14 protein-coding genes are annotated in these 15,719 nt (G+C 64.6%); 11 read left to right on the top strand and 3 right to left on the bottom strand.

Annotation, left to right across the window (positions count from 1 at the left end):
• The first annotated feature begins 54 nt into the window (after positions 1-54).
• The 7 genes from LAD35_RS07450 to LAD35_RS07420 all read left to right on the top strand — a co-directional run bounded on the left by LAD35_RS07450 (position 55) and on the right by LAD35_RS07420 (position 7,473).
• On the top strand, positions 55-759 hold the full coding sequence (locus LAD35_RS07450) for a glutathione S-transferase (protein ID WP_224152611.1): 705 nt from the start codon (positions 55-57) through the stop codon (positions 757-759).
• Positions 760-1,051: 292 nt separating this feature from the next.
• Positions 1,052-2,056, top strand: a complete 1,005-nt coding sequence (locus LAD35_RS07445) for a sulfate ABC transporter substrate-binding protein (RefSeq protein ID WP_224152062.1) — start codon at positions 1,052-1,054, stop codon at positions 2,054-2,056.
• A gap of 78 nt (positions 2,057-2,134) precedes the next feature.
• Positions 2,135-3,007: a sulfate ABC transporter permease subunit CysT gene (cysT, locus tag LAD35_RS07440; RefSeq protein ID WP_224152061.1), complete on the top strand. Its 873-nt coding sequence runs from the start codon at positions 2,135-2,137 to the stop codon at positions 3,005-3,007.
• Positions 3,008-3,010: 3 nt separating this feature from the next.
• Entirely contained in the window at positions 3,011-3,988 is a 978-nt protein-coding gene (gene cysW / locus LAD35_RS07435) for a sulfate ABC transporter permease subunit CysW (protein WP_184707439.1), read from the top strand.
• Between the two features lie 26 nt (positions 3,989-4,014).
• Positions 4,015-5,148 carry a sulfate/molybdate ABC transporter ATP-binding protein gene (locus LAD35_RS07430; protein ID WP_184707437.1) on the top strand — a complete coding sequence of 378 codons (1,134 nt, stop codon included), beginning with the start codon at positions 4,015-4,017 and terminating at the stop codon, positions 5,146-5,148.
• Positions 5,149-5,330: 182 nt separating this feature from the next.
• Positions 5,331-5,831: a disulfide bond formation protein B gene (locus tag LAD35_RS07425; protein WP_224152610.1), complete on the top strand. Its 501-nt coding sequence runs from the start codon at positions 5,331-5,333 to the stop codon at positions 5,829-5,831.
• 571 nt (positions 5,832-6,402) lie between these two features.
• On the top strand, positions 6,403-7,473 hold the full coding sequence (locus tag LAD35_RS07420) for an alcohol dehydrogenase (RefSeq protein ID WP_224152060.1): 1,071 nt from the start codon (positions 6,403-6,405) through the stop codon (positions 7,471-7,473).
• 84 nt (positions 7,474-7,557) lie between these two features.
• Here LAD35_RS07420 and LAD35_RS07415 read toward each other — a convergent pair whose 3' ends face one another.
• The 3 genes from LAD35_RS07415 to LAD35_RS07405 all read right to left on the bottom strand — a co-directional run bounded on the left by LAD35_RS07415 (position 7,558) and on the right by LAD35_RS07405 (position 10,032).
• Positions 7,558-8,202, bottom strand: coding sequence for a trimeric intracellular cation channel family protein (locus LAD35_RS07415; protein WP_224152059.1), 645 nt, complete (start codon positions 8,200-8,202; stop codon positions 7,558-7,560).
• 102 nt (positions 8,203-8,304) lie between these two features.
• Positions 8,305-9,024: an RBBP9/YdeN family alpha/beta hydrolase gene (locus tag LAD35_RS07410; protein ID WP_224152058.1), complete on the bottom strand. Its 720-nt coding sequence runs from the start codon at positions 9,022-9,024 to the stop codon at positions 8,305-8,307.
• 81 nt (positions 9,025-9,105) lie between these two features.
• Positions 9,106-10,032, bottom strand: a complete 927-nt coding sequence (locus LAD35_RS07405; protein ID WP_224152609.1) for a LysR family transcriptional regulator — start codon at positions 10,030-10,032, stop codon at positions 9,106-9,108.
• Positions 10,033-10,340: 308 nt separating this feature from the next.
• Here LAD35_RS07405 and LAD35_RS07400 point away from each other — a divergent pair, with 308 nt between their 5' ends.
• From LAD35_RS07400 to LAD35_RS07385, 4 genes are all read left to right on the top strand, one after another.
• Positions 10,341-10,976, top strand: a complete 636-nt coding sequence (locus tag LAD35_RS07400; protein WP_224152057.1) for an FMN-dependent NADH-azoreductase — start codon at positions 10,341-10,343, stop codon at positions 10,974-10,976.
• Between the two features lie 141 nt (positions 10,977-11,117).
• Positions 11,118-11,480, top strand: coding sequence for a DUF2946 family protein (locus tag LAD35_RS07395; protein ID WP_224152056.1), 363 nt, complete (start codon positions 11,118-11,120; stop codon positions 11,478-11,480).
• 459 nt (positions 11,481-11,939) lie between these two features.
• Positions 11,940-14,108, top strand: coding sequence for a TonB-dependent receptor (locus tag LAD35_RS07390; RefSeq protein WP_396022786.1), 2,169 nt, complete (start codon positions 11,940-11,942; stop codon positions 14,106-14,108).
• 4 nt (positions 14,109-14,112) lie between these two features.
• Positions 14,113-15,615 carry a PepSY domain-containing protein gene (locus LAD35_RS07385; protein ID WP_224152054.1) on the top strand — a complete coding sequence of 501 codons (1,503 nt, stop codon included), beginning with the start codon at positions 14,113-14,115 and terminating at the stop codon, positions 15,613-15,615.
• The last annotated feature ends 104 nt before the right edge of the window (positions 15,616-15,719 follow it).

Raw genomic sequence — 15,719 nt, 5'->3', positions numbered from 1 at the left:
GAATCGCACCTGGGCCATACGCAGGCCAGCTCGCAGCAGCCGCGCCAGCAGAAGATGGCCGAGCAGCTCACCGCCTTGCAGGGCCTGCCGGTGCTCTACTCCTTCCGCCGCTGCCCCTATGCCATGCGCGCGCGCCTTGCCCTGGCCCAGGCGGGCGTAGAGTGCCAATTGCGCGAGGTGGTGCTCAAGGACAAGCCTGCGGCCCTGCTGGCCGCCTCGCCCAAGGCGACCGTGCCGGTGCTGGTGTTGGCCGATGGCACGGTCATCGACGAGAGCCTGGACATCATGCTGTGGGCGCTTGGCCAGAACGACCCGGACGGCTGGCTCGCCCCCACGGCAGGCAGCATGGACGACATGCGCGCCCTGATTGCCCGCAATGATGGTGAGTTCAAGCAGGCACTGGACCGTTGCAAATACCCCAACCGCCACCCCGAAGCGGACGCCGCTGCTGCACAAGACGCCGCCCGAGCCTTCCTCTCGGGGCTGAACGAGCAGCTTGCTGCTACCGGCTACCTGTTTGGCCGCGACCCGAGCCTGGCCGACATGGCGATCCGCCCTTTTGTGCGCCAGTTCGCCGGTATCGACGAAGCCGCCTGGCAGGCCCAGCCCTGGCCGCATCTGCAAGCATGGGTGACGCGCCTGACCGACTCTGCCCTGTTTGAACAGGTGATGAACAAGTACCCCGCCTGGCACCCGGACGAAGCAGGTGTGCTGTTTCCCGCAGACGCCGATACGCTGGAAGGCCAGGCATCCGCCTGAATCAGCGGCGTTCACACTACAAAATAAATAGCTGCTGGCGCTTGATGGTTGGGCGCTCGCAGCTATTTTTTATGCCATTTGATATCCGTTTGAACCCGAAACCAGCACCAAAAACGGGGTCAGAGCCCTCCCGCTCGGTCCTCACGATTGGTGGCACCCCAAGGGGCGCATCCACGCCTCACCCGCTCTATATTCCAAAAACACCATAAATAAAAAAGAATATATTCGTTTGAGTTTTAAAAACAGAAGTCCACAATTTGCTACATCAATCCATACAAGCGGGTAGCAGAACATGAAATTCGGTGGAATCAAGTCTTTGTTGGTAGCGGCTGCCGTGGTGGCCAGTGGTTCGGCCCTGGCCCAGAACCAGTTGCTCAACGTGTCGTACGACGTGGCGCGCGAGTTTTACAAGGACTACAACGCCGCCTTCATCGCCCACTACAAAAAGACCAAGGGCATCGATGTGAAGGTAGACCAGTCGCACGGCGGATCGAGCGCGCAATCTCGCGCCGTGGCCGAAGGGCTGGCCGCCGATGTGGTCACCTTCAACACCACGACCGACGTGGAGTATCTCGCCGAAAAGGGCGTGGTGGCCAAGGACTGGACCAAGAAGTTCCCCAACGATGCATCGCCCACCACATCGACCATGCTGTTCCTGGTGCGCAACGGCAACCCCAAGGGCATCAAGGACTGGGATGACCTCGTCAAGCCCGGCGTGCAGGTCGTCGTGGTCAACCCCAAGCTGGGCGGCAACGGCCGTTACGCCTACCTGGCCGCCTGGGGCCAGGTGCGTGAGAAGGGCGGCTCGGACGCCGATGCGCAAGCCTACGTCAGCAAGCTCTACAAGAACGTGCCCGTGCTGGCCAAGGGCGGGCGCGACGCAACCGCCGCCTTCCTGCAGCGCAATGTGGGCGACGTGCTGATCACCTTCGAGTCGGAAGTCGTCTCCATCGAGCGCGAATTCGGCAAGGGCAAGGTCGATGCGGTGTATCCATCGGTCAGCGTGACGGCTGAGAACCCTGTGGCGGTGGTTGAACGCACCGTCGAGAAAAAGGGCACCAGCGCCCTGGCCAAGGATTATCTGGACTACCTGTACTCCGACGAGGGCCAGGAAATTGCGGCCAAGCACGCCATCCGCCCCCGCAGCGAAGCCGTGCTGAAAAAGCATGCCGATGTGTTCAAGCCGATCAAGCAGTTCACGGTCGCCAAGTACTTTGGCAGCCTGGGCGAAGCGCAGAAGACCCACTTTGGCGATGGCGGGCAGTTTGACAAGCTGTTCACCGGCGACAAGAAGTAAGAGTCAATTTTGTCTATAGCGCCCGCCAGTCGGGCGCTATGCGCTCCTGCATTCATAGTAAATACCGGACTGCGATTCATGTCTGCTGCACTCACTGCCCCGGCCACCGCCGCGCCAGCCTCCCGCCGGGGTGCTGCCCGGCGCGTGCTACCGGGCTTTGGCCTCACACTGGGCTACACCATTTTCTACCTCAGCATCATCGTGCTGATTCCGCTGGCCACCCTGCTCGTCAAGACCTTTGAGCTGACCTGGGCGCAGTTCTGGAAAGTCATCTCCGACCCGATCGCCGTGTCGGCCTACCAAGTCACGTTTGGCGCCTCGGCCATTGCCGCGGTGGTCAACCTGGTGTTTGGCATGCTGATCGCCTGGGTGCTGGTGCGCTACAGCTTTCCGGGCAAGAAGATCATCGATGCGCTGGTCGATCTGCCCTTTGCGCTGCCAACGGCTGTGGCCGGCATCTCGCTCACCGCCCTGCTGGCCGACAACGGCTGGATCGGCCAGTACTTTGCGCCGCTGGGCATCCAGCTCGTGTTCAACAACGTGGGCATCGTGATTGCGCTGATCTTCATCGGCCTGCCTTTTGTGGTGCGCACCGTGCAGCCCGTGCTGGAAGATTTCGAGAAAGAGCTGGAAGAAGCCGCAGGCAGCCTGGGCGCCTCGCGCTGGCAGACCTTCTACAAGGTGATCCTGCCCGCCATCGGCCCTGCCCTGCTGACCGGCTTTGCCATGGCCTTTGCACGCGCCGTGGGCGAGTACGGCTCGGTCATCTTCGTCTCGAGCAACAAACCGATGGAGTCGCAGATCACGCCCTTCGTCATCATGGCCAAGCTGGAGCTGCACGATTACGCAGGCGCCACCGCCATTGCGATGGTGATGCTGGTGATCTCGTTCGTGCTGCTGCTGCTCATCAACGGCCTGCAAAGCTGGCAACGCAAACGCGCGGGGATCTGAACCATGCAATCCATGTATCTGTATCTGCTGGCCGGTGTGGTTGCCGTGCTGGGCGCGGTGATCGCCAGTTACCTGTATGTATCGCACCGTGAGGGCCCGCAACCCACCAGCACGGTGACCGAGCCGCGCTGGGTACGCTGGAGCCTGATTGGTGCCGCGCTGGTCTTCATGCTCATCTTTCTGGTGCTGCCGCTGCTGGCCGTGTTTGTGGAAGCCCTGCGCAAGGGCTGGGACACCTACGTGGCGGCGCTGACCGAGCCCGACGCGTGGTCGGCCATCAAGCTCACCCTGCTGACGGCGGTGATCGCCGTGCCGCTGAACCTGGTGTTTGGCGTGGCGGCAGCCTGGGCCATTGCCAAGTTCGAGTTCAAGGGCAAGGCGCTGCTCACTTCGCTGGTCGATCTGCCGTTCTCGGTATCGCCCGTGGTGGCGGGCCTCACCTATGTGCTGCTGTTTGGCGCCAATGGCTGGTTCGGCTCGTGGCTGGAGGGGCACAACACCAAGATCATCTTTGCCGTGCCCGGCATCGTGCTGGCCACCATCTTTGTGACTTTCCCATTCATCGCCCGCGAGCTGATCCCGCTGATGCAGGCCCAGGGCAGCGATGAGGAGCAGGCCGCCATTGTGCTGGGCGCCACCGGCTGGCAGACCTTCTGGAAAGTGACCTTGCCCAATATCAAGTGGGGCCTGATCTACGGCGTGATCCTGTGCAACGCGCGTGCAATGGGCGAGTTTGGCGCGGTGTCGGTGGTTTCGGGCGCGATCCGGGGCCAGACGGTGACCATTCCGCTGCAGGTCGAAATCCTGTATGCCGACTTCCAATCGTCAGCCGCATTTGCCGTGGCCTCGCTCCTGGCACTGCTGGCACTGGTCACGCTGGTGCTCAAGACTTTTGCCGAGTGGCGGGCCGAAAAAGACCGCCAGGCCGCCGCCAGTCTGCCACCCGAGCGCCCGCGCGATGACAGCGCCGTGGCCGCCTGAATACATAAAATTTTGAAAGTTTGGATATGAGCATCGAAATCCAAAACATCTCCAAGTCGTTTGGCAGCTTCCAGGCGCTGAACAACGTGAGCCTCGACATCCAGTCGGGCGAGCTCATTGCGCTGCTCGGCCCCTCGGGCTGCGGCAAGACCACCTTGCTGCGCATCATTGCCGGGCTGGAAACCGCAGACAGCGGCACCATCCAGTTCAGCGGCGAAGACACGACGGACGTGCATGTGCGCGACCGCAACGTGGGCTTCGTGTTCCAGCACTACGCCCTGTTCCGCCACATGACGGTGTTCGAGAACGTCGCCTTCGGCCTGCGCGTCAAGCCGCGCAAGGAACGCCCCAGCGAAGCACAGATCAAGGAAAAGGTGATGAGCCTGCTCAAACTGGTGCAGCTCGACTGGATTGCCGACCGCTACCCCTCGCAGCTCTCGGGCGGCCAGCGCCAGCGCATTGCGCTCGCCCGTGCATTGGCCGTGGAGCCCAAGGTGCTGCTGCTCGACGAGCCCTTTGGCGCGTTGGACGCCAAGGTGCGCAAGGAGCTGCGCCGCTGGCTGCGCCGCCTGCACGACGAACTGCACGTCACCAGCATCTTCGTCACCCACGACCAGGAAGAGGCGCTGGAGGTGGCCGACCGCGTGGTCGTCATCAACAAGGGGCAAATCGAGCAGAGCGGCACGCCGCAGGAGGTGTGGGACCACCCCGCCAGCCCCTTCGTCTACGGCTTTCTGGGCGATGTCAACCTGTTCCACGGCCGCGCCGTGGACGGCCACACCGTGGTCGAAGGCGGCGTGCAGATCGATTCGCCCGAGCTGGCTGCCGCCAATGCAGCCAACGGCGCCCAGACCCTGGCCTACGTGCGCCCGCACGAGCTGGACGTGGAGCGCTACTCGCCCGGCCAGGAAAAGGACGCCCAGGGCCGCCCGCGCGGCATCATCGCCCAGCTCGACCGTGCCATTGTCGTGGGGCCGATTGCGCGCCTGGAACTTATTCCAACGAACGGACACCAAGCCCAGGGTGCCGATGGAGAACGGTTGATTGAAGCGCAGATTCCTGCGCAGCAATACCGTGCCATGGGCCTCAAGGAAGGCGAAACGCTGGTGGTGACACCGCGCCAAGCCAAGGTTTTCGTCGATTACGCTGCCAACATCTAATCTGGCCTGGTCACTGCCCTTTTGATGCTTTGTTGCTGAAACCCCGCTGCTGCATTGCTGCAACAAGGTTTCCTGCCTTGCCTCAACTGCCTGTCTGTGACGGGTTGAGCGGAGTTGACCGCTTCGCTTAAGATGGCCGGATATCGGGCTCGCCCCGATAAGGCAGCAACAAGGACAACAACATCGTGAACTGGATCTGGAACGCACCGCGCCGCACCCTGGCGCTGATTTTTGTGGCCTGCGCGGCCATGCTGGGCTTTGGCATGTACCTGCAGCATGTGGTGGGCCTGGAGCCCTGCCCCATGTGCATCGTTCAGCGCTACTGCCTCATTGCTGTTGGCGTGTTTGCGCTGATCGGCAGCTTGAAGCCATCGACCGCCGGTTGGTGGAAGAGCTTTGCCTGGCTGGCGGTGCTGTTTGCCGGTTTTGGCGCCTTCACCGCCGCCCGCCAAAGCTGGCTGCAGTGGTATCCACCCGAGTTTGCAACCTGCGGCCGCGATTTCTACGGCATGATCGAAAACTACCCCATCAGCCGTTCGTTGCCCATGATCTTCCGTGGCTCGGGCGACTGCACGGCGATTGACTGGACCTTCCTGGGCGGCTCCATCGCCAACTGGTCGTTCGTGGCCTTCACGGTGTTCTTCGTCGTACTGCTGCTGGCCATCTTCAAAGCCAAGCGCTGATGCAATCTGGCGCCGAGAACGCGCTAGCCACACACCCATCGCACGCACACCAAACGCCCCTTGCAAGGGGCGTTTTTCATTGCGCCTGCAAAAACACCTTAGAACGTGTTTACGATCTCTACGCAGCCGCGTTGGAGTGCAATCGGGATGCGTTCGAAGCGATGGGACGCAGCTTGCACCGGGGTGCAAGCAAGGGCCAGCGCGCAGAAATCGCCCGATTTCACTCCAACCCGGAGGGACAGTGGGTTTGGGGACGCCCGGTTAGGGGCGCTCGTCCGGTCAGGGGCGGCCCTAGCCGGGCGCCCCTAGCCGGGTGCCCGCAAAGCCGCTGTCGCGGCGCGAGGAGATCGTAAACACGTTCTTAGGCCGCCCCAGTCCATGGCACCAGGCAACGGCCATGGGCGCTCTTCAACCACTTCTTGACCAAAACGGCCTGCACCGCTTTATCCCCTAGGTGACTGGTGCGGCACCGGGGCAGTTTCTCCGCAGGGCGGCTGGCACTACCATCAATTGTTGCAAGGCCCGCAAGCGGGTCGCACCATTACCGATTCGACTACGAAGGAGACAGTCCATGATCAGCTACGAAGTCACCGCCTTTGGTGAACCCCTGGTGCGCACCGAGCGCGAAACCCCAGTGCCCACCGGCGATCAGGTGCTGGTGCGCATCGAGGCAGCGGGGGTGTGCCACTCGGACCTGCACATCTGGCATGGCGAGTACGACCTGGGCAATGGCAAGAAGCTGTCGATGGCCGACCGTGGCATGAAGCTGCCGCTCACCATGGGCCACGAAATTGCCGGTGAAGTCATCGCCGTGGGCCCCGACGCCAAGGGCGTGGAAGTGGGCAAGAAATACGTGGTCTTCCCCTGGCACGGCTGCGGCCAGTGCAAGGTCTGCAAGCGTGGTGATGAGAACCTGTGCCTTGCAGGCAAATCGATGGGCGTGTACCAGCCCGGCGGCTATGCCGACCATGTGCTGGTGTCGCACGCCTACTACCTGGTCGATATCGGCGACATGCCGCCCGAGCGCGCAGCGCCGTATGCCTGCTCGGGCCTCACCACCTACAGTGCCATCAAGAAGATTGACCCGCAGGTGTTCAAGGACGAGAAGATCGTACTGTTTGGCGCCGGGGGCCTGGGCCTCATGGCCATCCTGCTGATGAAAGCCATGGGCGGCGCAGGCGTGGTGGTGATCGAGCCTGACGTGAGCAAGCACGAAGCGGCGCTCAAAGCCGGTGCCGACACGGTGATCGACCCCAAGTCGCCCACCTTCCTGGCCGATGTGAAGGCAGCCGCTGGCGGCGCCGTCTGGGCCATCATCGACTGCGTGGGTTCCAGCCAGACTGTGCAGGCCGGTATCGACCTGCTCACCAAGGGCGGCCATCTGGTGCAGATTGGTCTGTTCGGCGGCCATGTGGACCTGCCAACCCCCACGCACGCCATCCGTGCGCTGACCTACCAGGGCACCTACGTAGGCAACCTGCGCGATCTGCAGGAGCTGATCCAGCTGGTCAAGGACAAGAACCTGAGCCCGGTGCCCACCACCTGCATGCATTTCAGCAAGGCGTTCACAGCGCTTGTGGCGCTGGAACAGGGCAAGGCCGTCGGGCGCCTCGTGCTGACGCCAGAAGGAGAAGCGGCCTGACGCATTGCGCCTCGCTGCATCCTCTCTTCACCAACCACCGTGCAGCGGTGGTTTTTTATTCAACGCGACACAACCATTGCCCCTTCACTCCACGCGCCAGCTCGGAAGGCGCCACTGCCGCCACAGGGCAATGGCACGCAATCCGGCAGTGACGAACACGCAGGCCAGCATGGGTGCCATCTCCGGCACCGGGGAGTTGCGCAGCAGGATGTCCACCCAGCCGCCGATGAAGGCACACACGGCATAGGGCTGGTGGTCGCGGAAGGCCTGCGGAATCTCGCCGCACAGCACGTCGCGCAGCACGCCGCCAAATACGCCGGTGATCACCCCCATCATCACGCACATCAGTGGCGACATGCCCTGCTCTGCCGCCATGTCCACGCCCACGGCGGCGAAGAGGCCCAGGCCCAGCATGTCGGGCCAGAGCATGGCGCGCTCGGTGACTGCAAAGTGCCGCTGGCGCATGAAGCCCACGGCCAGCAGGCTCACCAGCATGACGACCCAGACGAAGTTTTCGTGCCGCACCCAGAAGAAGGGCCGCTGGTCGAGCAGAAGATCGCGCAGGGTGCCACCACCGAACGCTGCAATGAAGGCCACCACGCACACACCCACCACGTCGAGTTTCTTGTGCGCGGCCTTGATCACCCCCGAGAGCGCAAACGCAATGGTCGCCGCAATCTCCAGCACCTGGCGGGCGGTGTCAATGATCTGGGGCGTGTTGATGGCCATGGCGGCATTGTCGGCGCAACGCCAGCGAATGCACGCCCGTGCTGCCCCTGTGTCGCAAGCGCGAGACAGGCAAGGCGCCCGCTTTGCAGGCCAGCCAGCAACTCAGGCCACCGCCCGTATGGGCGCCCGCACCCGTGCCTGCGCCACCAGGGCGCCCAGCAGGGCCCAGCCCAGCGGCCATTCGCCGTGGCCCGATTCGATGTTGATGTGCCCGCCATCGGGCACCCGCACAAAGGTGCTGGCCCAGCTTTTGGCATAGGCGCTGGCCATGCGGATGGGGCAATAGGGGTCGTTGCTGCCAGCTGCCACGATGCTGCCAAACGGCAGCGGCTGCGCTGGCACGGGGCTGAAATCCTCAAACAGCGCACGGCGCTCCGGATCGGCCGGCGCCACGAACAGGGCCCCCGCCACACGTGCCAGGGCCTCGGGCGGCAGGCTGGCAAGCGCATGCACGCTGGCAATGCAGCCCAGCGAATGCGCGGCAATCACCACGGGATGCGGCGCGCCCAGAATCGCCTGCTGCACGGCGGCTGCCCAGGCGGCGCGGTGGGGTTTGGCCCAATCCAGTTGCTGCACCCGGATCGCTCCCGGTATGCGCTCGGCCCACAGGCTTTGCCAGTGGCCAGGGCCGGAATTGCGCCAGCCCGGCACGATGATGACCGTCACAGGCTGAGCGCCCACATCCGCACCGTTGTCTTCAGCGCCTCTGGCACTCTCAGCCGAGGCGCTGCGCACCAGCGGGCGCGCCAGCAAGGCGGAACCTTCCAGTGCGGTGCGGGCGGCTTTCAAGCCCGTGGAGCCAGCGGCAGCGGAGACAGACATGGGCGCATTGTCCGGCCCGGCCCTTCAAACCACAACGAATTATTTTTTGTTTTGTTATACCTAATTGATATTTGAAAGCACCTACGCCAGCCGGTTGATGAGGCGCGGGTGCTGCTGCGGCAGTTTCTCGCCCAGGTAATCGAGAAACACGCGCAGCGCCGGTGCCATGTTGCGGCGCGACACGAAGGTTGCGTGGAAGATGCCTTCCGGAAGGCGCCAGTCCTTGAGTACCTCCACCAGATCGCCGCGCTCCAACTCCTCGCGCACCATGTAGTCGGGCATCCAGTACACGCCGATGCCGTCCATCACCGCGTATTTCAGCGTCACCAGATCGTCGGCCACATAGCGCGCCTGGTGGTGCAGCACCATGGGCTCGCCCGCGCTGGTCTGCAGTTGCAGCGTGGAATGGCCATCGGCACTGTTGAGCGCCAGTGTGGGAAGCTTGGTGCCCAGATCCTGCGGCGAGGTGGGCTCACCATGGATGGCCAGCAGTTCGGGGCTGGCCACGAGCACCTGGCGCGTCATGCCCAGGCGCTTGACGACGAGGCTGCCGCTGTCGTCGAGCGACACGCGCACCCGCAGCGCCACGTCGATCCCCTCTTCCAGCAGATTGATGGTGCGGTTGCTCACCATCATTTCGATGCGCACCTTGGGGTGGCGGCGCAGAAACTCCGGCAGCAGCGCACCAACGATTCCCTGGCTGAGCGTGACCGGGCACGAAACACGCACGGTGCCCGATGGCTCGCGCTGGGTCTGTTCGATGGCGGCCTGCGCGTTCTGCGCAGCCTCCCGCACCGACTGGCAGTGGCGCAGAAAGGTTTCCCCCGCGTCGGTCAGCGACAGGCGGCGCGTGGTGCGCTGCAGCAGGCGCACGCCAAGCTTGCCTTCCAGCTCGGCAATGCGCCGCGACAGGCGCGATTTGGGAATGCCCAGCGCGCGGCCCGCAGCAGCAAAGCCGCCGCGCTCCACCACTTCGGCAAAGTAATACATGTCATTGAGGTCGTGCATCATGGTGGTGGCTCAGAAACAATGAATAAGAATGCCTTGGAGCGCAATACAGAAAAGCGCCAGAAGCTACATTTTTAATAGCGAAATCGATACCAATGCAAAGCACTGCACCACATCGCACCCACGCGGTGCGTGGCCAAGACAGTTGGCTAGATTTTGCCACCATGGTTCTAAAAATAGAACAATCTATTTCCTTTTTACGGGTCAATTGCGCGAGGCAAACCTGACAGAATTTCTAGGTCAAGGCGCAGCATGCTGCCGCGACGGCAAGCCCGCCTATTTCCATCTTTGACTCCATTTTTGAGACCATGAAACTGCTGCACATCGATTCGTCCATCCTGAGCGCCAACTCCGTATCCCGCCAACTGACAGCGGAGACCGTGAAGGCCTGGGTCGCCATTCACCCCAACACCGAGGTGGAGTACCTGGATCTGGCCGTGAACACGCCCCCCCACCTGAATGAAGATGCCCTGGGCTTTCGCACTGGCCAGCAGGCCACAACCGAAGCGCAGCGCGCGCAGAACGCCATCAGCGAACAGCTGGTGAGCCAGTTCCTCGCTGCCGACGTGGTGGTGATGGGCGCGCCCTTCTACAACTTCACCATTCCCAGCCAGCTCAAGGCCTGGATCGATCGCGTGCTGCAGGCGGGCCGCACCTTCCGCTACACCGCCAACGGCCCCGAGGGCCTGGCTGGCGACAAGAAGGTGATCGTGGTGGAATCGCGCGGCGGCCAGTACTCGGCCACCGAAGCGGGCCGCGCCATGGAGCACCAGGAAACCTATCTGCAGACCATTTTCGGCTTCATCGGCGTGACCGACGTGCAGTTTGTGCGCGCCGAAGGCCTCGGCATGGGCCCCGAGGCCCGTGCCGCCGGCATCGCCAATGGCCAGGCAGAGATCGCCCGTGCCGTGGCCACGCCTGTTCTGGAGGCACAAGCCGCCTGACGCTGACGAAATGCCCGGGGTGGCGAGCCCCTCCGCCCCCCCGCGCACGCTGCCGCTCCCATTGCGGCAGTTTTTTGGCCGCCCGGCATTGCCCGGCGGCTTTTTTGCCACTGCCCCCCTCATCCTGCATAATGCGGCGCCATGCAAGCCCTTCGCTCACTCCGCCTGACCGCCCGCCTCGTGCTGGTGTGGTTTGCGCTGACGCTGGGCGTGGGCATGGCCTCGCCCATCGTCGCGCCACAGCAGTGGGATGTGGTCTGCTCCAGCAGCGGTGACATGAAGCTGGTGGTGGTGGGCGACAGCGGCGACGACAGCGCGCAGGCGCCGCACCACCTCGATTGCCCGATGTGTTTGACCACGCTGGCACTGCCCGGGGTCGATACCATGCCCCAGCTCCCCCAGGCCCAGCCGCTGGGCCGGGCCGTGCAGCCCATTGTTGCCGCGCGTCTTGCAGCCGTGGTGGGGGCGCCGCTGCCCCCGCGCGGGCCGCCTCCGTCCGTGTAAGAACGTGTTTACGATCTCCTCGCGCCGCGACAGCGGCTTTGCGGGATGGGATGCGAGGGGCGCGCCTAGCGGCGCAGTGCGCAGCCAATAGCCAGCTATTGGCAAGCGCTGCAACAACGCAGACCGCCCGCAAAGCCACTGTCCCTCCGGGTTGGAGTGAAATCGGGCGATTTCTTCGCGCTGTCCCTTGCTTGCACCCCGGTGCAAGCTGCGGCCCAGCGCTTCGGACTCATCCCGATTGCACTCCAACGCGGCTGCGTAGAGATCGTAAACACGTTCTAAAGCCGTTTCCCCTGCCTGAAACCAACCGGGCCCTGCCGCTGTGCGTGGCTGCGCCCTGCTTTACCCGGATGAACCATGTCTTCCCTGATCTCTGTGGCTGCGCCGCCTGCGCCAGCCCGCACCGCTTTGCGCGCGCCCCATGGCGTTGCTTTTTCGGCCCTTGGCCTGGCGGCCTGGATGGCGCTGGGCGCCTTGCCCCTTGCAGCCAGCGCGCAATCTCCATCGCAACCGCAATCAGCCTCCACTCCTGAAACACCCGCCCATGAAGCAGAACTGCCCACCGTCACGGTGCAAGGCAGTGCCGAGCGCCCCAATGGCACGCTGAACCTGGGCGCCCCTGCAGCCACCGGCAGCCGCCTGGGCCTGACGGTGCGCGACACACCGGCTGCGGTGACGGTGGTGGACCGCGCCACCATCGAAGAGCGAGGCGCCACCAATACACAGGAGATGCTCAAGAGCATTCCCGGCGTGACCGCGCACGATGCGCCCGGAAACGTCGGGGTGAGCTGGCGCGGCTTTGGCGGCAGCTCGCTCAACCAACTCTTCAACGGCATCAATGTGCAATACGGCATTGCAGCGCGCCCGGTGGACAGCTGGATCTACGACCGCGTCGAAGCCATCGGCGGCGCCAGCAGCTTTCTGTATGGCGCAGGGGGCGTGGGCGGCACCATCAACATCATCACCAAGCTGGCCGAGCGCAGCGATTTCAGCGAAGGCCAGCTGCGCCTGGGCAGCCACGCCGCCAAGGAAGCGTCCGTCGGCATCAACCGGCGCGTGGCAGGCGACGGTACGGGAGCGGGCGACCACTACCTGCGCCTGGACCTGAACCACCGCAACGCCCATGGCTGGACGCAAGGCACCCGGGCCGAGGCCACGCAGCTGGCTGCCTCGCTGCTGTCGGACCTGGGCAGCGGCGTCACCCACACCCTCGCCTACGAAGCCCAGCACGAGCGGGTGGACCGGCCTTACTGGGGTACGCCACTGCTCAACCCCATGGTGGGCACGCTGCGGATCGACCCGGGCACGCGCTTCAAGAACTACAACAGCCAGGACGGCCTGTACGCCCAGCGGGTGCAGTGGCTGCGCTCGCTGACCGATTGGCGGGTGAATGACCGGCTGCAGTTGAAAAACACCTTCTACGCCTACGACGCACTGCGCGATTACCGCAATGTGGAGGTCTACCGCTTCAACCCGGACAACACCGCCGTGCTGCGTTCGTCCCCCCTGCTGCAGCGCCACCAGCAGCGGCTGGTAGGCAACCGCGTCGATGGCCAGTACCAAAGCGAGCTGGCAAGCCTGCGCAGCGACTGGGCCTTTGGCCTGGATGTAAGCGTGAACCGGCAGACGCGCTTTCCCAATAGCCTGTCCACCACCGTCAGCACTGTCGATCCGTACGATTTCAGCACCGAGCACTTCTTCGACATACCGGGCATGGCACCGGGTTTTCGCCCGGACCGCGAAAACCGCGTGACCACCGTGGCGCTGTACGCCGAAAACCGCACCCAGCTCGCGCCCACCCTGCACCTGGTGAGCGCACTGCGGCACGAGCGCATCGATCTGGACCTGACCAACCGCCGTGAAGTGACTGCCACCAACCCGGCCGAATTCTCGCGCAGCTACCAGCCCACCACCGGCCGCCTCGCCCTGGTATGGGATGTGGCGCCGGGCGCCAACCTGTACGCGCAGTACGCCACAGCGGCCGATCCGCCCTCGGGCGTGCTCACCACCGCGTCGTTTGCCGACGTGCGCAACAACAGCGCCCTCACCACCGGCCGCCAGGTGGAGCTGGGCAGCAAGCTGGATTTCTGGCAGGGCAAGGGCACGGCCACGGTGGCCCTCTACCACCTGCAGCGCAACAACATCGCCACGCAGGACCCGAACCAGCCGAGCCAGACGCTACTGGTAGGCCAGCAGTCGTCGCGCGGGGTGGAACTGGCCATGGGCCTGCAGCCCACCCGGGCCTGGTCGGTGCAAGGCAATGTGGCGCTGGTGGATGCGCAGTACGACGACTTCACGCAGAGCGGCATATCGCTCGCAGGCAAGACGCCCACCAATACGCCGCGCGTGGTCGCCAACCTGTGGACTTCCTACCGCGCGGGCCCGCGGTGGCAGTTCAACGCCGGCCTGCGCCATGTGGGCAAGGTCTATGCCGATGCCGCCAATACCCAGACCTGGAGCGCCTACACCCTGCTCGACCTGGGCGCCAGCTACCAATGGAGCCGCAACACCACCGTGGTCGCCCGCGTGCGCAACGTGACCGACAAGGTCTACGCCGCCAATGTGGGCACGATGGCCTACCTGGGCGCGCCGCGCACGGCCGATGTAACGCTGCGCGTGAGGTTCTGAGGCCATGGCACGATCCCTCAAGCGCTGGTGGTATGTGACGCACCGCTGGCTGGGCATTGCGCTGTGCCTGCTGTTTGCGATGTGGTTCGTATCGGGCGTGGTGATGATGTACGTGGGCTACCCCAAGCTCACCGCGCACGAACGTCTCGCCCACCTGCCTGCCCTCCAGGCCGAGGCGGGGCTTCTGCCACCCCGGCAGGCGCTCCACCTGGCCGGGTGGCAGCAGCCCTTGGGGGAGCTGCGGCTGTCTGCCAGCCGCGCAGGCCAGCCGCTCTACCAGCTCACCCCGGCAAAAGGTGTGCATCAGAAGGCAGGCGCGGGAACTGTGGTGGTGGATGCGCGCACCGGCCGCATCCTGCCTGCCGCCGACGAAGCCACGGCCCTCGCCAGCGCTGCAGCCTGGGCGGGCGGCAGCGGCCAACTCACGTACCTGGGCACCCTGGAGGAAGACGCAGCCACCCATTCGCGCGCGCTCGATGCCCACCGGCCACTGCACAAGGTGGCGCTGGCCGATGGCACCTGGCTCTATGTATCGGGCCGCTCGGGCGATGTGGTGCGCGATGCCACCCGCAGCGAGCGCGCCTGGAACTATGCGGGCGCCTGGCTGCACTGGCTCTATCCGCTGCGCGGCGGCGTGCTCGACAGGTACTGGAACGATACGGTCGTGTGGCTCTCCATCCTGGGCATCGCAGGCGCCATCACCGGCAGCGTGGTGGGGGTGATGCGCTGGCGCTTTGGCACCCGCTACCGCAATGGACGCCGCACGCCCTACCCCGGCCGCCTGATGCGCTGGCACCACATCAGCGGTCTGCTGTTTGCCGCCGTCACCCTCACCTGGATCTTCAGCGGCCTGATGTCGATGAACCCCTGGAAGGTGCTGAGCAGCGGCGCGCCTCCCGTGCAGGCAGCCGCGCTGCATGGCAAGGCATTGGCAGACCTGGGCGCCAGCGCCACCCCGGAGCAACTGCTGCAGGCCGCAGGCCCCGGCACGCGCGAGTTGCGCTGGACCATGGTACTGGGCCAGCCCGTGGTACAGGCCTATGGCGCCAGCACCACCGCGCAACTGCTCGATGCCCGCACGGCGCAGCCCTGGCATGTGGACACCGACGCGCTGCGCGCTGCCCTGCCCCGCCTGCTGGCTGCGCCCGTGGCGCGCATCGACACACTGAGCGCCTACGATCTGTACTACTACACCCGCACCGAACACAGCATGACGGGCGGCAGCGACAAGCCCCTGCCCATCTGGCGCGTGGTGTTTGACGACGCCAACCGCACCTGGGTACATGTCGATCCGCGCACCGGAGCGGTTCTGGGCAGCCTCGACAGCCACCGCCGCGCCAACCGCTGGCTGTTTGCCATGCTGCACAGCTGGGACTGGCTGCCGCTGCTGGAGCGCCGCCCGCTGTGGGATGTATTGCTGATCGTGCTGAGCCTAGGCGGGCTGCTGCTCAGCGCCACCGGCGTGGTGGTGGGCTGGCGCAGGCTGCGGACAACGCTGCGCCGCTAGGGCGCTATGCGATGGGCTGCCAGGCCACTGTCAGGACGGGAGTTGACTTTGATTGCGCCCTTTGCGCGAAACGCAGCGGACAGGCGACTACAAAATCCATAGCT

It is taken from the genome of Comamonas odontotermitis (assembly GCF_020080045.1).
GTDB lineage: Bacteria > Pseudomonadota > Gammaproteobacteria > Burkholderiales > Burkholderiaceae_C > Comamonas > Comamonas odontotermitis.
The sequence above is the reverse complement of the archived record's forward strand: the minus strand, read 5'-3'. Positions and strand labels throughout refer to the sequence as shown.

Bases quoted from the DNA above. Each gene is read 5' to 3' on its own strand.
- LAD35_RS07390 (WP_396022786.1), top strand. From the start codon at position 11,940: ATGGCGCTGGGCGCCTTGCCCCTTGCAGCCAGCGCGCAATCTCCATCG.
- LAD35_RS07445 (WP_224152062.1), top strand. From the start codon at position 1,052: ATGAAATTCGGTGGAATCAAGTCTTTGTTGGTAGCGGCTGCCGTGGTG.
- cysW (WP_184707439.1), top strand. From the start codon at position 3,011: ATGCAATCCATGTATCTGTATCTGCTGGCCGGTGTGGTTGCCGTGCTG.
- cysT (WP_224152061.1), top strand. From the start codon at position 2,135: ATGTCTGCTGCACTCACTGCCCCGGCCACCGCCGCGCCAGCCTCCCGC.
- LAD35_RS07400 (WP_224152057.1), top strand. From the start codon at position 10,341: ATGAAACTGCTGCACATCGATTCGTCCATCCTGAGCGCCAACTCCGTA.
- LAD35_RS07415 (WP_224152059.1), bottom strand. From the start codon at position 8,202: ATGGCCATCAACACGCCCCAGATCATTGACACCGCCCGCCAGGTGCTG.
- LAD35_RS07385 (WP_224152054.1), top strand. From the start codon at position 14,113: ATGGCACGATCCCTCAAGCGCTGGTGGTATGTGACGCACCGCTGGCTG.
- LAD35_RS07395 (WP_224152056.1), top strand. From the start codon at position 11,118: ATGCAAGCCCTTCGCTCACTCCGCCTGACCGCCCGCCTCGTGCTGGTG.
- LAD35_RS07410 (WP_224152058.1), bottom strand. From the start codon at position 9,024: ATGTCTGTCTCCGCTGCCGCTGGCTCCACGGGCTTGAAAGCCGCCCGC.
- LAD35_RS07405 (WP_224152609.1), bottom strand. From the start codon at position 10,032: ATGCACGACCTCAATGACATGTATTACTTTGCCGAAGTGGTGGAGCGC.
- LAD35_RS07420 (WP_224152060.1), top strand. From the start codon at position 6,403: ATGATCAGCTACGAAGTCACCGCCTTTGGTGAACCCCTGGTGCGCACC.
- LAD35_RS07450 (WP_224152611.1), top strand. From the start codon at position 55: ATGGCCGAGCAGCTCACCGCCTTGCAGGGCCTGCCGGTGCTCTACTCC.
- LAD35_RS07430 (WP_184707437.1), top strand. From the start codon at position 4,015: ATGAGCATCGAAATCCAAAACATCTCCAAGTCGTTTGGCAGCTTCCAG.